Raw genomic sequence first — 20,322 nt, forward strand, 5'->3', positions numbered from 1 at the left:
TGGGCCGGCTCTGCACCGGCCCATTTCACTTTACAGGCGGTGGGGTGATGCCTATGTATCGCGCCGGCTTGTTATGAGCGGTTACGGTCGTCACCTCTAAGAACCGGAAAAGAAAAAGAGATCATGCGCGCGGAAACGCAGAACATTGTCGACGAAATCAGGCAGGCGATAACCCTGCTGAGGAGGCATCTTTGACTGGGATCAAGCGCTAAAAAGGCTTGAATACCTCAACGTCCGTGCCGAGGACGCCAGTCTCTGGAACGATCCGCAGGAAGCGCAGAAGCTGATGCGCGAGCGCCAGGGCCTGGAGGAAGGCATCGGCACCGTCAAGGGCGTCACCCAGGCTCTCGAAGACAATATAGGCCTGATCGAACTTGGTGAAGAAGAGGGCGACGAAAGCGTCGTCCAGGAAGCCGAGACCGCGATCCGCTCGCTGGCGGGCGAAGTCAGGGCGCGCCAGATCGAGACCATGCTTTCAGGCGAAGCCGACTCCAACGACACCTATCTCGAAGTCCATGCCGGAGCCGGCGGCACCGAAAGCCAGGACTGGGCGAACATGCTGCTGCGCATGTACACGCGCTGGGCCGAGCGTCGCAAATTCAAGGTCGAAGTGCTGGAAGTCCACGATGGAGAAGAAGCCGGCATCAAGTCGGCCACGGTACTCATCAAGGGCCACAATGCCTATGGCTGGCTGAAGACGGAATCGGGCGTGCATCGTCTCGTGCGCATCTCGCCATACGATTCCAACGCGCGCCGTCATACCTCGTTCTCGTCCATCTGGGTCTATCCGGTCATCGACGATAACATCCAGATCGACGTCAGCGAATCCGATGTGCGTATCGACACCTATCGTTCGTCGGGTGCCGGCGGCCAGCACGTCAACACCACCGATTCGGCCGTGCGCATCACGCATATCGCGACTGGCATCGCTGTTGCCTGCCAGGCAGGCCGCTCGCAGCACCAGAACCGCGCCAAGGCGTGGGAGATGCTGCGTTCGCGCCTCTACGAGGAAGAGCTGAAGAAGCGCGAGGCGGCCGCCAGCGCAACCGAAGCGGCCAAGACCGACATCGGCTGGGGACATCAGATCCGCTCCTATGTCTTGCAGCCGTATCAGCTCGTGAAGGACCTGCGCACCGGCGTGGAGTCGACAAGCCCGTCGGACGTGCTCGATGGCGACCTCGACGACTTCATGGAAGCCTCGCTGTCGCAACGCATCGAAGGCGGCGTCGGGCAGCCGGTCGCAGATATCGACTAGGGCGAATCCTGTCCAACCAGATGCCTCCTGACGCCAAGTTGTCAGGGGGCGCTCTCTATGGTGTGTTGCGTTTCAGGCGCGCGGCATGGAGAGGAAAAATGATCATCAAGGGAAGCTGTCACTGCAAGGCCACGACATTCGAGGTGTCGGAAGCGCCGCAGACGGTGACGCAATGCACCTGCTCCTTCTGTTCGAAGCGCGGTTCGCTCTGGGCCTACTACACGCCGGACAAATTCAAGCTGACTAGCCCTGCGGAAAATGTGAGTTTCTACCGCTGGGGCTCCAAGACCATCAAGCACGGTTTCTGCGCGACCTGCGGCTGCGGCACCTTCACCGAGACACCGGACTGGTCGACGGGTGAGCCTGACTTCGACAATCCGAAGATCAGCATCAACTCGCGCCTGTTTGACGATTTCGACCTCGACAAGGTCGAGGTGGTGGTCATTGACGGAAAGAACCTGTGGTAGCAGCCGTCTGACGTTTCTTTCACCTTGATGCATTGACCTTGAAAGGGCGCTGGAAAATCCCGCACCCTGCCATTTCATACTCCGGTTTCTGCCGCAATTCGTGCTAGAAAGGTGACTAAGCACTTGCCCGCGCGCCGAGTCGCGGCCGTAGTCTGGAGAGGGATATCCCATGAAGAAAATTGTGCTCAGCGTGGTGGCTACGGCGGTGTTGGCCAGTGCCTGCACGACCGATCCCTACACGGGTGAGCAGAAGGTTTCCAACACCGCGGGCGGTGCCGTTCTCGGTGGCCTGGCAGGTGCAGCACTTGGCACGCTCGCCGGCGGCAACGACCGCCGCAACGCGCTGATCGGCGCCGGTATCGGCGCACTGGCCGGTGGTGCCGTCGGCTCGGTGATGGACCAGAATGAAAATGCGCTGCGCCAGCAGCTGCAGGGCACCGGCGTCAGCGTCACGCGCGTCGGCAACCAGATCGTTCTCAACATGCCGTCCGACATCACCTTCGCTACCGACCAGGATTCGGTGAAGGCGGGTTTCTATCCGGTGTTGAATTCGGTTGCGCTGGTCCTGAAGAAATACAACCAGACCACCGTCGATGTGTTCGGTCACACCGACTCGACCGGTTCGGAACAGCACAATTTCGACCTGTCGCAGCGCCGCGCGCTCTCCGTGGCGAACTATCTGTCGTCACAGGGGGTCGATTCACGTCGCTTCGCGGTTACCGGCTTCGGCAAGACCCGGCCGGTTGCACCCAACAACACAGCCGAAGGCCGCGCGCAGAACCGCCGGGTCGAGATCCAGCTTTCGCCGCTTACCTGAGCACGACTTCAACACAAATGAAAACGGCCCCGTTCGGGGCCGTTTTCATTTCTGCGCTTCTTTTCGGAGTAGAGCGGGCCGAATGCCACGCAACAAGGCTCAGACCTTGGCGATGATCTTCATGAAGGCCGGCACGTCGTCACCGAAGCCGATCGTCTTGTCGTCTTCTTCTTCGCGATGACGGGAAGGGCGCTGGTCGCGATGCGGGCGCTGTTCTTTGCGATCGGCATTCTCGGTGCGGATCGCGTCCTTACGCTGCCTGCGATCGTCGCTTGCGGGCGGTGCCACTTCAGCGGGAGCCGGAACTGCCTCGCCGTTTTCGTTGGCGGCATGCCTGTCGCCGCGCTTGCCCTTGTTGCGGCGATCGTCGCCGTCCTTACGACCGCCACGGCGCTTGTCATTGCGGCCACGGCGCGGTGCCTCGTCGGCGTCCTCACTGACAACCAGCGTGGAAAGATCGCCATCGAACCATTCGATCTGTTTGCCGATCAGTTTTTCGATCGCGTCGACATATTTGGTGTCGCCCTTGGTCGCAATGGTGAAGGACTTGCCGGAACGTCCCGCACGGCCGGTACGGCCGATGCGATGGACATAGTCTTCGGCATGGATCGGCACGTCGTAGTTGAAGACGTGGCTGACATCGGGGATGTCCAGCCCACGCGCAGCGACGTCCGAGGCAACCAGCAGCTTGAGCTTGCCGTCGCGGAAGTTGGACAGCATCGTCATGCGCGCGCGCTGGTCCATGTCGCCATGCAGCGCGCCGGCATTGAAGTCATGCTTCAACAGCGAGCGGAACAGCTCGGAGACCTCGACCTTGCGGTTGCAGAAGATGATGGCGTTCTTCAGCCCTTCTTCTTCCGCCTTGATCAGGTCGCGCAGCACGGCGCGCTTGTCCCAAGGCTTCGAGCCGGCCTTGACCAGGCGCTGCGTCACTGTGGCAGCGGTGGTCGCAGCCTTGGCGACTTCGATGCGCACCGGAGCATGCAGGAATTGCTCGGTCAGCTTGGTGATCTCGGGTGGCATGGTCGCCGAGAAGAACAGCGTCTGCCGGGTGAAGGGGATCAGCTTGCAGATGCGCTCAATGTCGGGAATGAAGCCCATGTCGAGCATGCGGTCGGCCTCGTCGATTACGAGGATTTCAACACCGGTCAGAAGCAGTTTGCCACGCTCGAAATGATCGAGCAGGCGACCAGGGGTCGCGATCAGCACGTCGGCGCCGCGTTCCAGTTTCTTTTCCTGGTCGTCGAAGGAAACACCGCCGATGAGAAGCGCCACGGTGAGGCGATGGTTCTTGCCGTATTTTACGAAATTCTCTTCAACCTGCGCCGCCAGTTCGCGCGTTGGCTCCAGGATCAGCGTGCGCGGCATTCGTGCGCGGGCTCGTCCCTTTTCCAGCCGCGTCAGCATCGGCAGCACGAAAGACGCCGTCTTGCCCGTTCCGGTCTGGGCGATGCCAAGGACATCCTTGCCCTGCAGGGCGTGGGGGATCGCGCCGGCCTGGATCGGCGTCGGCTGCGTGTACCCGGCGTCGGTCACAGCTGAAAGAACCTTGGGCGAGAGGCCGAGGTCGGAGAAAAGCAACGCTTCTTGAGCGGTCTGGGTGTCTGAGGACAAGTTTTACTGTCTTTGGCTTGTATGGGAGCGCGGCGGCTTCCGTCGCGGCAGACGCCTCGCGCCTGCAATATCGTGAACGCCGATAGGCGCAAGTCCACGTTTTGTCAACACAAACGGGCTTGAAAGCCAGCAATCACGCGGTGATTGGGCTAAGGTAGTGTCCGATATGGTTCCGTCAACCCGGATTGGAGCTCAATATCGGAACTGTTCCGCGAGAATGCGTTCGTCCCAGGAATGGTTGGGATCGAACAGCACCGTGGCGGTTGCCGTCAACGATTCCCGCACCGTCACCGACGTCACGGCCTTCACCTCGGTATGGTCAGCCGCGGCGTTCACCGGGCGCTTTTCGGCTTCCAGTATGTCAAAGCGCACGGTCGCCCGGTTGGACAGCAATGCGCCACGCCAGCGGCGTGGCCTGAATGGGCTGACCGGCGTCAGCGCCAGCAGTGGCGCGTCGAGCGGCAGGATCGGGCCATGGGCAGACAGGTTGTAGGCGGTGGAGCCCGCCGGTGTGGCAATCATGACACCGTCGCAGCTCAATTCCTCGAGGCGCACATGATCGTCGACCGCGATGCGGATCTTGGCCGTCTGATAGGACTGGCGCCACAACGCCACCTCGTTGATGGCAAGCGCGTCGATGGTTTCGCCTTCGGCGTTGGTTGCCGACATTTCCAATGGCCGGATGGTTTCCGGCACCGCCTTGGCAATGCGTTCGGTCAGCCCCTTTTCGCGAAATTCATTCATCAGGAAGCCGATCGTGCCGCGGTTCATGCCGTAGACACGTTTGCCGCTGCTCATCGTGTCGCGCAGCGTCTGCAGCAGGAAACCGTCGCCGCCAAGGGCAACGATGGTATCGGCTTCGTCCACCGGCACCTGGCCATAGCGGGCGCTCAGCCGCTCCAGGGCTGCCCGGGCGTCGGCGGTTTCGGAAGAAACGAAGGCGAGGCGGCTGGCGGTATTCGTCATGGCTCCCGGCAGGCGATGGCTGATCTTCGGCATAGACCCGCGCGGCGTAGCATGGTCAACCGGTGCCTGCAAAGGGCGTGATGCAGGCGGCTCAAGACCAGTGTCATCCGAGGTGGCCGAATCGTGGCGCCTATGGCCGGTCAAGCAACATGGTTAAAATCCGTCTTAATTTTTCTGAAATTTGCTTTGGTCATGCTTGGGCCTGCAATCGGTGGGCGGGGGCCAAGTCGAGAGCTTTCCCATTGTCGATGTCACGCCTGATGATCCTTTTCCTGATGCTCGGTTCCTTCGCCGTGATGTTCTCCATCGTCGTGCGGGCCTCCGATCAGATGAATCAGCCGGTCGTGTCGTCGAAATGCACCGGCGTGCTGTTTCCTTGCCTGAGCAAACGCTGACGCGAATTGTGATTGCGAGCGGGCGAGTGTCCCGACATAGGATGTCAGAGCCGTAGGGGATCGAAATGGTGCCGGCGGAGAGGATCGAACTCCCGACCTTCGGTTTACAAAACCGCTGCACTACCGCTGTGCTACGCCGGCCCAGGACACCGCAATCCGGTGGCCAATCGGTAATTGTTGCCTTCCAACCCGACTTTGCTTGCCAAGTCGAAAGAGCACGGCGCACCGGTTAGCACATTTGCCGCGCCAGTAAAGATAATTGTCGGCGATCGCTGTGCTGAACTGGCGACCATCGCGCCAAAGCGTGAAATCAGCCCGTTTCGTACTTATATCCGGTTGGATGCCTGTCGCAGGCATGATTGCTGGGGTTTGCGATGATCCGAATCGTTGCTGTCGGTTTGATCGTGCTCGTCGTCTGGGTACTGGCGGTGAGGCTGTTGCGTGCTCTCAAGGGCGCCAATGTCGACTGGACCGGGGTCAGCTTTGCCGTTGGCTTTGTGGTGCTGGCCTTCTGGCTGCGCCACGCCACCGGCATGGGCTGATCGCGATGTTCAGCGTTTGTTGCTGCCGCCGATCATCTTGGTGATCTCCACCGCGGCATCCCGAACCAACGGTCCGATTTCGGCGAGTCGCTCAGGCGTCACCCGCGCGGTCGGCCCCGACACCGAAACACCGCCGATCGGTTCGCCGAACTCGTTGAAGATAGCGGCAGCGACACAGCGCATTCCGAGATTGCGCTCCTCGTCGTCGACGGACCAGCCGCGTTCGCGGATATCCTTCAGGTCGAGCGCCAAAGCGGGCAGGGTGGCCAGCGTTTTACCGGTAAAGGCTTCGAGGCCGGCCTTGCGGCTGATGGCGGCGACACGATCGCCGTCGAGATAGGCCAGCACCGCCTTGCCAATGCCGGAGGCGTGAAACGGGCTGCGCGTACCCGGCCGGAAGAAGGCGCGGATAGCCTGATGTGTCTCGACCTGACTGACGAAGACGACACAGTCGTCTTCGGCCAGGCCGAGGTTGGCGGTCTCGCCAGTTTTTTCCATCAGTTCCTGCATCACAATGCGGGCGCGGTCGACCAGCTTGCGGCGGCGCAGAAATGCAGCGCCCATGCGGTAGGTTTCGACGCCGATCGACCAGAGCTGATCGCTCTTGTCGAATTCGACCATGCCGTGCGTTTCGAGGGTCGTCAGCATCCGGTAAGCGGTCGAGGCGGCAATCCCCGAGGCGTTGGCTACCTCCGACAGCGACAGGCCGCTGCCCTCCGCGACAATGGCAAGGATGCGCAGCGCACGATCCAGCGATTGCACCTGCGCAGCGTCTGCCGGAGCATTGAAAGCGCGTGGACGCCCGCGCTGGCGCTTTTCCGTCTGTTCCATATCCGCATTGTCGCCAAAATCGGTCAGCCGGCAATAAAAAACTTTTCTGAAATGTCTCGCCTACTTTATTTGGAAAACAGAATTCCTTTTAGATTCAGTGTGAAGTTGATAAAATTTAAAAATGAAAAATTATTCTGGAAAAATTGAAAAATACGCACGGCGCTGGCAGAGTCCGACCATTCGAACATCACCGTTTTGGAGGGCTCAGATATGGCAAGGATGCGCGCAGTCGATGCAGCGGTTCTCGTTCTCGAGAAAGAAGGGATCAAGTGCGGCTTTGGTGTGCCCGGTGCTGCCATCAACCCATTCTATTCGGCGCTGAAGGCGCGCGGTACCATTGGCCACGTCCTTGCCCGCCACGTCGAGGGCGCCTCGCACATGGCTGAGGGTTATACCCGTGCCAAGGCCGGCAATATCGGCCTGTGTATCGGTACTTCCGGTCCGGCCGGCACCGACATGATCACCGGCCTCTATTCGGCCGCGGCTGACTCGATTCCGATCCTGTGCATCACCGGCCAGGCGCCGCGCGCTCGTCTCACCAAGGAAGACTTCCAGGCCGTCGACATCGCTGCCATTGCTGGTCCGGTCGCCAAGTGGGCGGTGACGGTCATGGAACCCTACCTGGTTCCGATGACGTTGCAGAAAGCCTTCTATCTGATGCGTTCGGGCCGTCCGGGTCCGGTCTTAGTCGACCTGCCGATCGACGTGCAACTCGCCGAAATCGAATTCGATATCGACGCCTATGAGCCGCTGCCGCTGGCCAAGCCCGCGTTGACCCGCGCTCAGGCCGAAAAAGCTCTCACCATGCTGAACCAGGCGGAGAAACCCCTGATCGTTGCCGGTGGCGGCATCATCAACGCCGACGCTTCCGATCTGCTCATCGAATTTGCCGAGATCACCGGCGTTCCGGTTGTTCCAACCCTGATGGGCTGGGGCTCCATCCCCGATGACCATCGCCTGATGGCGGGCATGTGCGGCCTGCAGACATCGCATCGCTACGGCAATGCGACCATGCTCGAAGCCGACTTCGTGTTCGGCATCGGCAACCGCTGGGCCAACCGCCACACCGGTTCGGTCGATGTCTACACCAAGGGCAAGAAGTTCATCCACATCGACATCGAACCGACCCAGATCGGCCGTGTCTTCGCACCGGATCTCGGCCTGGTCTCGGATGCCGGTGCCGCGTTGAAGGCGCTGCTCGACGTCGCTACCGAATGGAAGACGGCCGGCAAGCTGCGTGACTGGTCGGGCTGGGCCAAGCAATGCCAGGAACGCAAGAAGAGCCTCAAGCGCAAGACCCATTTCGATCAGGTGCCGCTGAAGCCGCAGCGCGTCTATGAAGAGATGAACAAGGCTTTTCCGCGCGACACCACCTATGTCACCACGATCGGCCTCAGCCAGATCGCCGGCGCGCAGTTCCTGCATGTCTACAAGCCGCGTAACTGGATCAATTGTGGTCAGGCTGGCCCGCTCGGCTGGACGTTGCCGGCGGCACTCGGTGTTCGCGCCGCCAATCCGGATGCCTATATCGTCGCCCTGTCGGGGGACTATGATTTCCAGTTCATGATCGAAGAGCTGGCGGTCGGCGCCCAGCACAAGCTGCCATACATCCACGTCGTCGTGAACAACGCCTATCTCGGCCTCATCCGCCAGGCGCAGCGCGGTTTCCAGATGGATTACGAGGTCAGCCTTGCCTTCGAAAACCAGAACCGGAAGGATGACCCAGAGGCAGGTTATGGTGTCGACCACGTCGCGGTCGCCGAAGGCATGGGCTGCAAGGCGGTTCGCGTCCGCAAGCCGGAAGAATTTGCCGGAGCCTTCAAGGAAGCAGAACGGCTGATGAAGGAGCATCAGGTTCCGGTCGTCCTGGAGTTCATCCTGGAGCGTGTCACCAACATCTCCATGGGCACCGAGATCAACAACATCACCGAGTTCGAGGAACTGGCCGAGAAGAACGAAGACGCTCCCACGGCGATCGTGCTGCTCGATTGAATCTGTTCCTGAAGTCGTTGACTCAATTTCCAAGGAAGTTCCGCTATGCCACGGTTTTCAGCCAATCTTTCGATGCTCTTCAACGAGCATGAATTCCTCGACCGCTTCGACGCAGCCGCCCGCGCAGGTTTCAAGGGCGTCGAATACATCGGTCCCTACGACCATGCCCCTGAGGTGGTCGCGGCTCGTCTGAAGAAGAACGGCCTGACGCAAGTCCTGTTCAACCTTCCGGTCGGCGACTGGGGCAAGGGCGAACGCGGTATCGCTGTGCTGCCGGATCGCATCCATGAGTTCCGCCAGGGCGTTGCCAAGGCAATCACCTACGCCCATGCCCTCGGTTGCGACCAGCTCAACTGCCTGGCCGGTATCACACCGGCCGGCGTGTCGACCCAGGCATTGGAAAATGTCCTCGTCGAGAATCTCGGCTTCGCCGCCGAAAAACTGGAGCAGGCCGGCATCAAGCTCTTGATCGAACCGATCAACACCCGCGACATTCCGGGCTTCTTCCTGACCAACACCAGGCAGGCACTCGATATCATCGAGCGCGTTGGCTCGAAGAACCTCTACCTTCAGTATGACATCTACCACATGCAGGTCATGGAGGGGGATCTCGCCCGCACCATCGAGGCTAACCTCGGCCGCATCGCGCATATCCAGCTTGCGGACAACCCCGGACGCAACGAGCCGGGAACGGGCGAGATCAACTATCCGTTCCTGTACGAGCACATCGATCGTATCGGCTATGCAGGCTGGATCGGCGCCGAATACAAGCCGAAGGCCGGTACTGAAGCAGGCCTTGGCTGGTTCCAGGCGCAGGTAGGCAAGGGTAGCGCCGCAGCCTGACCGTCATCCGACCGACACATCTACCCCGTTCCAGCGGCGCGAGCCGACTGGCGCGATGACGACTGACATCGAAAGGACAATCACAATGGAAAAGATCGGTTTCATCGGCCTGGGCATCATGGGCACGCCGATGGCGGGACATCTGCTGGACGCCGGCTATGAGGTGGTGACCACGGACCATTTCGCGAAGCCGGCGCCGGAGCTTGCCGCCAAGGGCATCAAGGTCGTGACCGGCAACGATGCCGTGGCGCGCGCGGCCAACATCATCATCCTGATGGTTCCGGACACCCCGCAGGTCGAGGAGGTTCTGTTCGGTGCCAAGGGCGTCGCCGAAGGTTTGTCCAAGGGCAAGCTGGTCGTCGACATGAGCTCGATCTCGCCGATCTTCACCAAGGAGTTCGCCGCCAAGGTCAAGGCAACGGGCGCGGATTATCTCGACGCTCCGGTTTCCGGCGGTGAAGTTGGTGCGAAAGCCGCATCGCTCGCCATCATGGTCGGCGGCGAGGAAGCTTCGTTCGATCGCGCCAGGCCGATCTTCGACAAGCTCGGCAAGAACATCACCCTGGTCGGCCCGAATGGTTCCGGCCAGACCGCCAAGGTGGCTAACCAGATCATCGTCGCGCTCACCATCGAAGCCGTCGCCGAGGCGCTGGTGTTTGCCTCCAAGGCAGGGGCCGATCCGGCCAAGGTGCGCCAGGCGCTGATGGGTGGCCTCGCCAATTCGCGCATCCTGGAGGTCCATGGCGAGCGCATGATCAAGCGCACCTTCGCACCGGGGTTCCGCATCGAGCTGCACCAGAAAGACCTGAACCTGGCACTGGAAGGCGCGAAGTCGCTGGGCGTCGCTTTGCCCAACACCTCGACCACACAGCAGCTCTTCAATGCTTGCGCAGCCAATGGCGGCGCCAAGGACGATCATTCCGGCGTGGTCAAGGCGCTGGAACTGATGGCTGGGCATCCAGTCGCCTAGTGCGACTACAAAGACCTGAGGCGAATGATCGGAAACGCCCCAGGTCCCATCTTCAGGCAACCTCTCCCTGGGCACGTTCCTTGAAATGCGCCCTTTTTTGAAGCCTGCCTCGACGCGTCTTCTGGCATGCCATGGAGGAGATGACGCTCGGTCGGTTTTCGACGGGCGAGGGGTTCCCGATCGCGGTTCACCTTGGGAGCGGCGGACCGCCTCCAGATCCACCTCGTCGAGGTGTCACATCACGACGGGGTGGATCGATCCATCACGACCTCGGCCGACGGGACCCGTCTGGATGAGGGTCTCACATTCAGGCGCAAGCCCTTGCCCTCGATCCCAACGCGAGGGCATTCTTTTTGGGTGGGTCAGCCGAGGAAGCGTCGCACCGCGTAGAGTGCCACTGCTGCCGCGTTGGAAACATTGAGCGAGCGAATGGCACCCGGCATGTCGAGTCGTGCCAACGACGTCACCGTTTCACGCGTCTTCTGACGCAGCCCTTTTCCTTCGGCTCCCAGCACCAGGGCGATTCTGTCGCTGGAGAACGTTTTCTCAAGTTCTGCTGGTCCGTCCGAATCGAGCCCGATCGTCTGGAAACCCGCTTCGTGCAGTTGACCGAGCGCCTCGGCGAGATTCTTCACTTCGATATGGTCGATATGCTCCAGCGCGCCCGACGCCGATTTCGCCAGCACGCCACTTTCCTGCGGGCTGTGGCGCGCAGTGGTGATCAGCGCTCCTGCGCCGAAAGCGACAGCCGAACGCAGGATGGCGCCGACATTGTGCGGGTCGGTGACCTGGTCGAGGACCAGCACCAGATTGCTGGCGCCAAGCGCGTCGAGCCGTTTTGGCTTCAAGGGTTCGGCTTCGATCAGCACGCCTTGATGCACGGCGTCGGATCCGGTCAGCTTGTCGATATCGCGCGGTTCGACCAGTTCGGCCTGGAAGGGTAGGGCGCCGATGTCGGAAATGTCGAGGCGCTCAAGCGCATTGCGTGTCACCAGCATGGAGCGGATGCGGCGGGCAGGATTGTCGAGCGCTGCGCTTACCGTATGCAGCCCGTAGAGCCGAACCAGACCGTTTGCCGGCCCTTCGCCGGGCGCAACCTTCGGGCGCGGGCGGAAAGTCGGCGCTCCGCCGGTCTTTTCTTCGCGATGTGCACGCCGCAGCCGCGCGTAGTGGCTGTCCTTCGGCGTTCCCTTTTTGGTGTCGTTGCTCATCGAGGCGGCTCCGGCATTGCGCAAGCGCAGTTTTATCGGAGATGTCGCGGCTGCGTCCAAAAGTAAACCGGTGTGTCGGCTTTTCTTTCAACCGACGGCAAAATCCCTTCGTGCGAACGGCCTTTCAGCGGTGAATTCCGGGCTGGTCTTGCAGGAAGAAGCGCTGTCATGCGCCATATTTTACCGCAGTCATCTTAGCCACGACAGCTTTGCGACCATCGCTGCGGAGCAGTTGTCACCGCATGTGAAGAAAATCATCCTGGTGGCCATCAGCCGTGGTTGACAGGCCGAACCTCAACCGCCATAAGGCACCCGGTTTCCGGCCGGCCGATCCCGTAACAGGGCAGGTCACGGTTAAGGGAGAATGTCCCGAGCGGCAAAGGGGGCGGACTGTAAATCCGCTGGCTACGCCTTCGTAGGTTCGAGTCCTACTTCTCCCACCACTTCCTCCACGTGAGAATATGGTTGAGCATCTGCAAGGCAGCTGCCTTGTTCAGTCAGCCAAATTTCTTGTGGAACGGGCTTCCGGATTGCCGCCTTCTCATCTATGGATGCGGACGCAAAGCGGGTGTAGCTCAATGGTAGAGCAGCAGCCTTCCAAGCTGAATACGAGGGTTCGATTCCCTTCACCCGCTCCAGCGCTTCCCTTGTTCCCAAAAGAAAAGACCGCGCATAGCGCGGCCTAAACAGTGTTTTGGTGGCGTGCCTTCGTCCGAAGGCGACACCAGCGCCGGCTGGTTAGAACACCGCCAGATACTTGAGCAGCGACACGATCCCGATCAGAATCACGATGATCTGCACGATCTGTCGGATTTTGCCGTCGAGCGGCAGCCGTTGCACGAGATAAAGAACAAGCACGATCACCAGGAAGGTGATCAGGATGCTGATCAGCATGGAAGCAGCCATATCAATCTCCTCACACGATTGGTTCGGGGGACAAACCGCTGCAGTGGCCTACCAGTAGCTGTCCCTGCCGTTGTGAGACCTGGCCAGAGCCATGCCGGCGAGCAGCGCCAATGCACCGACCACCGCAACCACGGCCGTTGTGGCGCGAGGGTTTTCCCTTGCCGTTTCCGAAACCGAATGTGCCTGACTGCGCAGGTGACGCATGGCTTTTGCCGCGGTAGCCGACGCGCTGCGGTAGGTATCGTCGGCGTGATCCAGGGCTTCGTCGAAGATTTCGCCGCCGCGAGCGGCCAAGGATTTGTTCAGCCTCGCGACTTCGCGTCGCAATTCCGAAAGTTGTCCTTCAAGTGCCGCCTGGATGTCCGTTCCGTTTGCGTGCGTTTCTTTGGACGTAGCAACCATTCCACACTCCTTTGATCGTTGTACACGACCGCAACGGTGGAAGCGGGCAGTTCGTTCCGAAATTGTTCGATCCGGAAATAACTTTACCTGACAAGACGTTACAGAGCCCGGCCGAGATTTCACTCTCCGCGGGCCGCAAAGAAAAACGCCGCCCTGGCGAGGGGCGGCGTTCTGCATGCTGGTTCGGATGCGGCGAACGGCAGTCTACGCGCTGAGCCGTCCCCATTCCTGCGCCATGGTAAGCGCGGCGCGGTCGAGCGCCTCTTCGCTCAGGATACCTTTGTTCTGGGCAAAGCGCTGGAACGCGTCGCGAGCCTCGGCTGATGAGCGCACGCGGGCGATCGCATCACGGCAGGCGCCGATCGCCGCTGCGTGGTCGCCGTCGCGGGTGCCGTTCCATTCGAGCAGCACATCATAGGCTTCGAGCACGTTCTCGACGTCGCGCGGAAAGCCGAGGCCCATGAAGATCGAAACGGGGTTGTTGAAACGAAGGTCGGTCATGGAAGTCCGTCTCCTTGATAAGGGCGCCTTTTTGACTGGCCAAAGCGGGCAAGGAAATGGTCGCTCTCGTCACAAATGGAGACGGGATGGTGCGGATCTGTGATGGAATCGATTAAGTTGCTGCCTGCCGGGCAGCGGACGCGATCATACGATCGGCATCGAGCCGGGACGGATCGGTTGCCCATACGAAAAACGGGCGCCGAGGGCGCCCGTTTCGATCCGGCAAGATGTTCGAAAATCAGTTGCCGAACAATGATTCGAGCTGGTTGCGCGACGGCACCTGTCCGTTCGGGGTCAGCTTGTCGACGACGCCAGGCAGCGCATTGGACAGTTGCTTCAGCAACTCTTGCTCATCCAGTCCGGTGCGTGCGGCGATCTCGCGGATCACCTGCGGGCCGAGCGCCTTGCCGAGCGTGCCGGCATCGATCGACTGGTTCTGGCCGGTGCCGACCCAGGAGTCAGCAACCTGGCCGTGTCCGGCATCCTTCAGCTTACCGAGCAGGCCGCCAAGGCCGCCGAGCAGGCCGCCATCGGCGCCGGCGTTATCAGGAGCCGCGGGTTCGGGCGCCTGTTGCTGTGCCGAACCGCCGCCACCGAGCATCTTGCCCACCAGCAGGGCGCCCAGTGCGATCATCAGAGGTTTTGTGATGTTGCCGCCTGGAACGGCATTGTCGAACAGTCCCATCGTGGATCTCCGTTGTAAACAGTCCTGGCCCACTCAGTCCGGCCCACCCTGACAATTGACCCTCTCCACGACAATTTCAAGACGAGCTTGAGCTTTGGCCCGCCCTATGGAAATCTGCGCTTGCCTGGGGGCAAACGGAGCAGCGCAATGGGCATTATCAGCTGGATTATCCTCGGCGTCATCGCCGGCTTCATCGGCAGCAAAATCGTCAACAAGAGTGGTCAGGGCTTCCTGATGGATATCGTGCTCGGCATCGTCGGGGCGATCGTCGGCGGTGTGATCTTCAGCGCCTTCGGCGCCACCGGCGTTACCGGGCTCAATATCTACAGCCTGATCGTGGCCGTGATCGGGGCCGTCGTGGTCCTCTGGGGCTATCATGCCATCAGCGGGCGGCGCGCCTAGCGTCATCATCCGGTGAAGCAAAACAAAGGGCCGCGGACGATAAGTCGCGCGGCCCTTTTTGATCGTGTCGCTCGATCGCGGGAGGCTTATTGGCCCCAGATGCCCTGGCCATAGCCGGGGTCTGGCATGGTGAAGGGATCCTGGTCGGTTGGCGAGACACGCGGTGCCGCAACCGGCGATCCGATCGAGGATGTACGGGTTTGATCGACCTGTTCGGCGGCCTGGCGGGTGGCCTGCTTCATATGCGTTGTGTTGGCGGCGAAGGCACTGCCGGAAGCAGCGACCAGCAGGGCGGCTGCGGTAAGAACGATCTTGTTCATGGACGAAAACTCCTTGATTTCAAACCGGCGGCTGGCTTCTGAAGGCGCCGTCCGCAGGCATGACGGATATGTGCCGGAGCTTGGTCGGCTTCCAATCACGACATGATCGCGCGCCGTCACGAGATCGTTGATCGGTTGTGAACGAAGCGCCGTGCGCCGCACCTCTTGCGAACTAGGTTTGAATTCCTACATTTAGGCAAATCCACAGCACTGATCCAGCTCTGTCGATGCCTGCGTTTCCGACGCCAGCTACAAGAGGCTTGTGTTTTGCGGCCTTTGTCGCTAATCGCCGCGCATCCGACTGAACGTAGGTCCAGGCCGTCCAAGGAAAGAGACTATGGCAAAAGGTAAATTCGAGCGTACGAAGCCTCATGTGAACATTGGCACGATTGGTCACGTTGACCATGGCAAGACGTCGCTGACGGCAGCGATCACGAAGTACTTTGGCGAATACAAGCCTTACGATCAGATCGACGCAGCGCCGGAAGAGAAGGCCCGCGGCATCACGATCTCGACGGCGCACGTCGAGTACGAGACGCCGAACCGTCACTATGCGCACGTCGACTGCCCCGGCCACGCCGACTATGTGAAGAACATGATCACGGGTGCTGCCCAGATGGACGGCGCGATCCTGGTTTGCTCGGCCGCTGACGGCCCGATGCCGCAGACCCGCGAGCACATCCTGCTCGCTCGTCAGGTTGGCGTTCCTGCGATCGTTGTGTTCCTGAACAAGGTCGACCAGGTTGACGACGCCGAGCTTCTCGAGCTGGTCGAGTTGGAAGTTCGCGAGCTTCTGTCGAAGTACGAGTTCCCGGGCGACGACATTCCGATCATCAAGGGCTCGGCTCTTGCTGCGCTGGAAGATTCGGACAAGAAGATCGGTGAAGACGCGATCCGCGAGCTGATGGCTGCGGTCGACAGCTACATCCCGACGCCAGAGCGTCCGATCGACAAGCCGTTCCTGATGCCGATCGAAGACGTGTTCTCGATCTCGGGCCGCGGCACGGTCGTGACCGGTCGCGTCGAGCGCGGCATTGTCAAGGTTGGCGAAGAACTCGAGATCGTCGGCATCCGTCCGACCTCGAAGACGACCTGCACGGGCGTCGAAATGTTCCGCAAGCTGCTCGATCAGGGCCAGGCAGGCGACAACATCGGCGCGCTGCTGCGCGGCGTTGACCGTGAAGGCGTCGAGCGCGGCCAGGTTCTGGCCAAGCCGGGCACCGTGAAGCCGCACAAGAAGTTCAAGGCGGAAGCCTACATCCTGACGAAGGAAGAGGGTGGCCGTCATACGCCGTTCTTCACGAACTACCGTCCGCAGTTCTACTTCCGCACGACGGACGTGACGGGCATCGTTTCGCTGCCGGCCGGCACCGAGATGGTCATGCCTGGCGACAACATCACCGTTGACGTCGAGCTGATCGTGCCGATCGCCATGGAAGAGAAGCTGCGCTTCGCTATCCGCGAAGGCGGCCGCACCGTCGGCGCCGGCATTGTAGCTTCCATCGTCGAGTAATCGGCGGTTCGACTGAATAGCGAAAGGGCGGTCTTCGGGCCGCCCTTTCTTTTTGCCTTGATCGTACCCGCCCCTTGCCTGCCGAGTAAGCCGGTGGCAGAAATGGGGTGGGCGGAGGCAATGTCGTTGAAAAAGGACAGGTTTGGAGGCTCCTTCAGCTTCTGGTCGCCTCTTTTTCTTCTCCTTCTTATCACGGCAATTCTGACCGTTTTCGAGCCCGCGCATGCAGTGCAGGCACAAGCGGCCGGGCCTTCTCAACCCATTCGTTTTGCTGTCGTCCGAAGTGCTGCCTACTCGTGCGAACCCAATTGTCCTGAATGGATATGGGCTGAGGGCGATATCGATTCGAGCGCGGCGACGCGTTTCAGGCAATTTCTCAAGAAGGTTGGTGGCCGCAAGCTTCCAATTGTCCTCCAGTCACGCGGAGGCGATCTCAATGCCGCCATCGCCATGGGGAGAATGATCCGGCAAAGGGGCCTTGACGTTGCCGTAGGCTACACGACTTTCGTTACCTGTGCCCCAAGGCAGGTTGGGTGCGATGTCGATAAAAAGGGTGGCTATAAAGGCGTTGCTGCAGCCGGTTTTGCCTACTGTTATTCCGCATGCCCGCTGATCCTGGCGGGCGGGACACGGCGCCTGGTCGGTGCCTGGGCCCAACTGGGGGTTCATCAGGTTACCACCACCTACAGACAGCAATTGATCACCTACAGAACTACGACGCGTATAGTGAAGGGTAGGAAAGTCGTCTCGAAGAAAGTTGTCGGGCGCAAAAATACCGGCACCTTCTCAACAACGGACATGAGCAAAAAACTGCGCCGTGATCTGGTGGCCTATCTGGCGGAAATGGGGATAAGTGCCCAGATAATCGAACCCATCAACAACACGCCGGCGTCGGGAATACTCGTTCTCGCGCAGGACGAGATGTTGAAAATGCGGCTGATCACCAGCCTTGACCAGGTCGATGCGCTGACTTCGCCCACAATATGCAAGTCCGTCTCGTCGCCAGCGAATTGCAGGCAGGTTCCGTCTCCTCTGGTGGTCGCTTCTGCCCCGCTATCCGCCAAGCAGTTGCCTTCAAATGCCGCGTCATCCAGTACGCCAGGCGGCAGGGGGCCCGCGATGAGAATTGTGGTCGTTCGCTCCAGCGAAAGCGGCTGCGAGCCGGTCTGCCCTCAATGGATATCCGCCGAAGGTTCGATCACAGCAGAAACGCCGAAACTGCTGGAAAAGACCTTGAGTGATCTCAACGGCAAGCGGCTGCTGGTTGTGCTCACATCTTCCGGCGGCAATGCAGAAGCCGCAATGGCGATCGGCCGCATCATCAGGAGCCACGGGTTGTCCGTCGCCTTGGGCAAGACAAAATTCACGGGTTGCGAGCCGGGTCGGGCCGATTGTTCCGGTGAAAATGATCGCTTTTCCGGACGTGCAGGATCGTACGAAGGTTATTGCGCGGCTGAAATGCGTATTGATGGTCGTCGGAGGCACGCAACGGTTTGCGGCCAGCGGAGCTATGGTCACGCTTCGTCGCAAGAAAACCGACGCGGACAAGGACCTCGAACAGAGGCTTGCGCAGTATCTGGCCGAGATGGGTATCGAAATCAAGCTTCTTGCCGCAATGCAGGCATCTCCGGGCGCAGGTTTTGATGCTCCCTCATTGGCGGATATGCAGGCGTTGAAGTTCATTACCAACGCGGTAGATGTCGATTCCCTGACCGCGGCCGTCCTTTGCAAAGACCCTCCTGCCTCGGAGGGTTGTATTTTGCGCACCACACAGACCGACAACAACTAATCGCATTGCCAGCTTGCAGCGGTCGTGAATGGCATTGACTATGCGCCAGTTTTGATCTGAACCCAGGAGGGGATCATTTCTGGTGACATACCCACGCTTTACGATTGGGCAGGCGGAGCCGAACGGCTCAATCGGCTGACCTCGGCTTTCTACGACAAGGTGGCGAAAGATCCTGTCGTCGGGCCGGTCTTCCGCAACATGTCGCCCGATCATCCCGCTCATGTCGCTGCCTTCATTGGCGAGGTCTTCGGCGGTCCGCAGACCTATTCCGAGAAGCATGGCGGACATCGCGAGATGGTGATGCATCATCTCGATAGGCAGCTGACCGAAGAACAGCGACGGCGCTGGATCAGCCTTCTGATGGATGCAGCCGATGACGTCGGTTTGCCGGATGATCCCGAATTCCGCTCTGCGTTTGCCGCCTATGTCGAATGGGGTTCGCGGCTGGCGAAGATGAATTCCACGCTGGGCGCGACCTGCGACCCGCAGCAAGAGCCGATGCCGCAATGGGGCTGGGGGGTGCCGGGCGGCCCCTATAAACCTCCGGAGGGCTGAGGCATAGTTGGACTGCATGCAGTCAGGGAGCCGGTCGCCCGATGAACACCGAAGTTGTCGCACGCTGGCAGGAATGGGAGGGGGCTGGCACCCAGCACTTGGTGTTGAGTGCCCTGCGCGACGGACTGTCCGTGGATGCGGTTGCTGTTTCCACCGATCCGCATGCCTTCGCCGCACGCTACAGGATCGCGATCGGTGCCGACTGGTTGACCCGTCGCGTGGAGGTCTCATTGATCGGTCGCAAGGATGAGCTTGTCCTGGAGACCGATGGCAAGGGCCACTGGACGATCAGCGGTCGGCCTGCACCTGCGTTGGATGGCGCGCTGGAGCCCGATCTGTCGATAAGCCCTTTCACCAATACGCTGCCGGTGAAGCGGCTTCGTCTTGCCAAGGGCGAGAGCGCGGAGGTTCGCACGGCCTATGTCTATGTGCCGACGCTTGAGGTCTTTCCCGACCCCCAGCGCTACACATGCCTGGAGGAGGGCAGGCTCTATCTCTACGAATCCCTGGACAGCGATTTCCGCCGCGAGGTCGCATTCGACAAGCATGGACTGGTCACGGATTACCCAGGGCTGTTTCGCAGGCTTTTGTGATTGAGCCGGCTTTCCGGTTGCGGTGTGATTTGCGTCAAACCTGCTCTTTACAGACGACGCGGAAGCTTCTAGGAAGCGCCTGCCGCGCAGATGATGCGTCGCAACTCTAGGGGTATAGCTCAGTTGGTAGAGCGGCGGTCTCCAAAACCGCAGGTCGCGGGTTCGAGCCCTGCTGCCCCTGCCAGTTTCCAAATTCGTTGAGAACACAGGTCTTGAACTGGGCGCAAGCCTTGCCATATGTGCGTTTTTCGGGCATAAGGCGCCCATAGCCGGGACGGAACGACTGGATGGTTCCGATGCGGCGTTTGGCCATAAAGCGGAAGCTTGCCACTTGCGTGGAACAAGAATCGTCTTTATGTAGACACGACAGACACGCGGCGCGTGGAGCTGGGAAGCCAGCTTTGCGCGTCTGATTTGCATGGATCGAAGGTCGGCTGATTCGGCTGGAGCTTCGGTTTTTGCGGCGCATCCCGGCCGGCGGGATCATCCAGGAGGTCCGGTCAACGGGCCTTGAAAGCAGAGCGGACATGGCGTCGAAGACATCCAATCCTTTCGTCTTCCTTCAGCAGGTGAGGGCGGAGACTGCCAAGGTCACATGGCCTTCCAGGCGGGAAACGATGATTTCGACAGTCATGGTCCTGGCCTTCGCGGCGATTGCCATGATTTTCTTCTTCGCTGCCGACCAGATCATGGGTTTGGCGGTCGAGATGATCCTCGGCATCGGCAAGTAAGACCACCACGACGGGGATAATT

At 60.4% G+C, this 20,322-nt stretch carries 24 protein-coding genes and 4 tRNA genes; 18 read left to right on the forward strand and 10 right to left on the reverse strand.

From position 1 onward, the window contains the following. Positions 1-123 precede the first annotated feature (123 nt). The 3 genes from prfB (at position 124) to AC3WTO_RS05325 (ending at position 2,539) form a co-directional block, all read left to right on the forward strand. Positions 124-1,255 (forward strand): peptide chain release factor 2 gene (prfB, locus tag AC3WTO_RS05315; RefSeq protein ID WP_492459628.1). Its coding sequence is split into 2 segments (ribosomal slippage): positions 124-189 and positions 191-1,255, totalling 1,131 coding nucleotides; the frame shifts between segments, so codons are not numbered across the junction. 98 nt (positions 1,256-1,353) lie between these two features. Further along, entirely contained in the window at positions 1,354-1,722 is a 369-nt protein-coding gene (locus AC3WTO_RS05320) for a GFA family protein (RefSeq protein WP_492459629.1), read from the forward strand. Between the two features lie 169 nt (positions 1,723-1,891). Then, entirely contained in the window at positions 1,892-2,539 is a 648-nt protein-coding gene (locus tag AC3WTO_RS05325) for a YiaD family glycine zipper/OmpA-like lipoprotein (RefSeq protein ID WP_492459630.1), read from the forward strand. Between the two features lie 99 nt (positions 2,540-2,638). On the opposite strand, the gene AC3WTO_RS05330 is transcribed toward AC3WTO_RS05325, so the two are convergent. Next, the gene (locus AC3WTO_RS05330) at positions 2,639-4,153 is read right to left on the reverse strand and encodes a DEAD/DEAH box helicase (RefSeq protein ID WP_492459631.1); all 1,515 of its coding nucleotides are present in this window, start codon (positions 4,151-4,153) and stop codon (positions 2,639-2,641) included. Positions 4,154-4,345: 192 nt separating this feature from the next. Continuing rightward, on the reverse strand, positions 4,346-5,119 hold the full coding sequence (locus tag AC3WTO_RS05335) for an NAD kinase (RefSeq protein ID WP_492459632.1): 774 nt from the start codon (positions 5,117-5,119) through the stop codon (positions 4,346-4,348). A gap of 149 nt (positions 5,120-5,268) precedes the next feature. On the opposite strand from AC3WTO_RS05335, the gene AC3WTO_RS05340 reads away from it, so the two are divergent. Continuing rightward, positions 5,269-5,514: a hypothetical protein gene (locus AC3WTO_RS05340; protein WP_492459633.1), complete on the forward strand. Its 246-nt coding sequence runs from the start codon at positions 5,269-5,271 to the stop codon at positions 5,512-5,514. Between the two features lie 66 nt (positions 5,515-5,580). Here AC3WTO_RS05340 and AC3WTO_RS05345 read toward each other — a convergent pair. Continuing rightward, positions 5,581-5,655, reverse strand: a tRNA-Thr gene (locus tag AC3WTO_RS05345). Positions 5,656-5,888: 233 nt separating this feature from the next. Between AC3WTO_RS05345 and AC3WTO_RS05350 the strand changes: the two genes are divergently transcribed. Further along, positions 5,889-6,056 carry a hypothetical protein gene (locus AC3WTO_RS05350; RefSeq protein WP_492459634.1) on the forward strand — a complete coding sequence of 56 codons (168 nt, stop codon included), beginning with the start codon at positions 5,889-5,891 and terminating at the stop codon, positions 6,054-6,056. A gap of 9 nt (positions 6,057-6,065) precedes the next feature. Here AC3WTO_RS05350 and bhcR read toward each other — a convergent pair whose 3' ends face one another. Then, complete coding sequence (bhcR, locus tag AC3WTO_RS05355) at positions 6,066-6,887, reverse strand: HTH-type transcriptional regulator BhcR (protein WP_492459635.1); 822 nt, start codon at positions 6,885-6,887, stop codon at positions 6,066-6,068. 210 nt (positions 6,888-7,097) lie between these two features. Here bhcR and gcl point away from each other — a divergent pair, with 210 nt between their 5' ends. The 3 genes from gcl to AC3WTO_RS05370 all read left to right on the forward strand — a co-directional run bounded on the left by gcl (position 7,098) and on the right by AC3WTO_RS05370 (position 10,692). Then, entirely contained in the window at positions 7,098-8,879 is a 1,782-nt protein-coding gene (gcl, locus tag AC3WTO_RS05360) for a glyoxylate carboligase (RefSeq protein ID WP_492459636.1), read from the forward strand. Positions 8,880-8,924: 45 nt separating this feature from the next. After that, the gene (gene hyi / locus AC3WTO_RS05365) at positions 8,925-9,722 is read left to right on the forward strand and encodes a hydroxypyruvate isomerase (protein ID WP_492459637.1); all 798 of its coding nucleotides are present in this window, start codon (positions 8,925-8,927) and stop codon (positions 9,720-9,722) included. Positions 9,723-9,807: 85 nt separating this feature from the next. Next, positions 9,808-10,692, forward strand: a complete 885-nt coding sequence (locus AC3WTO_RS05370; RefSeq protein ID WP_492459638.1) for a 2-hydroxy-3-oxopropionate reductase — start codon at positions 9,808-9,810, stop codon at positions 10,690-10,692. Positions 10,693-11,054: 362 nt separating this feature from the next. Here the strand turns inward: AC3WTO_RS05370 and AC3WTO_RS05375 are convergent, their stop codons facing one another. Then, positions 11,055-11,903 carry a TrmH family RNA methyltransferase gene (locus AC3WTO_RS05375; RefSeq protein WP_492459639.1) on the reverse strand — a complete coding sequence of 283 codons (849 nt, stop codon included), beginning with the start codon at positions 11,901-11,903 and terminating at the stop codon, positions 11,055-11,057. Between AC3WTO_RS05375 and AC3WTO_RS05380 the strand changes: the two genes are divergently transcribed. The 3 genes from AC3WTO_RS05380 (at position 11,890) to AC3WTO_RS05390 (ending at position 12,541) form a co-directional block, all read left to right on the forward strand. Further along, positions 11,890-12,186: a hypothetical protein gene (locus AC3WTO_RS05380; RefSeq protein ID WP_492459640.1), complete on the forward strand. Its 297-nt coding sequence runs from the start codon at positions 11,890-11,892 to the stop codon at positions 12,184-12,186. The two genes, AC3WTO_RS05375 and AC3WTO_RS05380, sit on opposite strands and share 14 nt — an antisense overlap. A 75-nt stretch (positions 12,187-12,261) precedes the next feature. Further along, a tRNA-Tyr gene (locus AC3WTO_RS05385) sits at positions 12,262-12,346 on the forward strand. 121 nt (positions 12,347-12,467) lie between these two features. Then, a tRNA-Gly gene (locus tag AC3WTO_RS05390) sits at positions 12,468-12,541 on the forward strand. 100 nt (positions 12,542-12,641) lie between these two features. Here the strand turns inward: AC3WTO_RS05390 and AC3WTO_RS05395 are convergent. The 4 genes from AC3WTO_RS05395 to AC3WTO_RS05410 form a co-directional block, all read right to left on the reverse strand. After that, complete coding sequence (locus AC3WTO_RS05395) at positions 12,642-12,809, reverse strand: Thivi_2564 family membrane protein (RefSeq protein WP_492459641.1); 168 nt, start codon at positions 12,807-12,809, stop codon at positions 12,642-12,644. 48 nt (positions 12,810-12,857) lie between these two features. Continuing rightward, positions 12,858-13,211: a hypothetical protein gene (locus tag AC3WTO_RS05400; RefSeq protein WP_492459642.1), complete on the reverse strand. Its 354-nt coding sequence runs from the start codon at positions 13,209-13,211 to the stop codon at positions 12,858-12,860. Positions 13,212-13,415: 204 nt separating this feature from the next. After that, complete coding sequence (locus AC3WTO_RS05405) at positions 13,416-13,712, reverse strand: DUF982 domain-containing protein (protein WP_492459644.1); 297 nt, start codon at positions 13,710-13,712, stop codon at positions 13,416-13,418. Positions 13,713-13,950: 238 nt separating this feature from the next. Beyond that, complete coding sequence (locus tag AC3WTO_RS05410) at positions 13,951-14,397, reverse strand: YidB family protein (protein ID WP_492459645.1); 447 nt, start codon at positions 14,395-14,397, stop codon at positions 13,951-13,953. A gap of 147 nt (positions 14,398-14,544) precedes the next feature. Between AC3WTO_RS05410 and AC3WTO_RS05415 the strand changes: the two genes are divergently transcribed. Beyond that, complete coding sequence (locus AC3WTO_RS05415) at positions 14,545-14,799, forward strand: GlsB/YeaQ/YmgE family stress response membrane protein (RefSeq protein WP_129415677.1); 255 nt, start codon at positions 14,545-14,547, stop codon at positions 14,797-14,799. A gap of 86 nt (positions 14,800-14,885) precedes the next feature. Here the strand turns inward: AC3WTO_RS05415 and AC3WTO_RS05420 are convergent, their stop codons facing one another. Continuing rightward, entirely contained in the window at positions 14,886-15,119 is a 234-nt protein-coding gene (locus tag AC3WTO_RS05420) for a DUF680 domain-containing protein (RefSeq protein WP_492459646.1), read from the reverse strand. Positions 15,120-15,456: 337 nt separating this feature from the next. On the opposite strand from AC3WTO_RS05420, the gene tuf reads away from it, so the two are divergent. From tuf to secE, 6 genes are all read left to right on the forward strand, one after another. Continuing rightward, positions 15,457-16,632 (forward strand): elongation factor Tu, encoded by a 1,176-nt coding sequence (gene tuf / locus AC3WTO_RS05425; RefSeq protein WP_379072248.1) that lies wholly within the window; start codon positions 15,457-15,459, stop codon positions 16,630-16,632. Positions 16,633-16,752: 120 nt separating this feature from the next. Next, positions 16,753-18,276, forward strand: coding sequence for a COG3904 family protein (locus AC3WTO_RS05430; RefSeq protein WP_492459647.1), 1,524 nt, complete (start codon positions 16,753-16,755; stop codon positions 18,274-18,276). A gap of 220 nt (positions 18,277-18,496) precedes the next feature. Further along, positions 18,497-18,976 (forward strand): group II truncated hemoglobin, encoded by a 480-nt coding sequence (locus AC3WTO_RS05435; RefSeq protein ID WP_492460043.1) that lies wholly within the window; start codon positions 18,497-18,499, stop codon positions 18,974-18,976. 41 nt (positions 18,977-19,017) lie between these two features. Further along, positions 19,018-19,569: a putative glycolipid-binding domain-containing protein gene (locus AC3WTO_RS05440; RefSeq protein ID WP_492459648.1), complete on the forward strand. Its 552-nt coding sequence runs from the start codon at positions 19,018-19,020 to the stop codon at positions 19,567-19,569. A gap of 108 nt (positions 19,570-19,677) precedes the next feature. Continuing rightward, positions 19,678-19,753, forward strand: a tRNA-Trp gene (locus AC3WTO_RS05445). Between the two features lie 343 nt (positions 19,754-20,096). Continuing rightward, a complete protein-coding gene (gene secE, locus AC3WTO_RS05450; protein ID WP_492459649.1) occupies positions 20,097-20,300 on the forward strand; it encodes a preprotein translocase subunit SecE in 204 nt (67 codons plus the stop codon). Positions 20,301-20,322 lie beyond the last annotated feature (22 nt).

This window comes from Mesorhizobium sp. EU05-FHT14A09 (genome assembly GCF_058790995.1).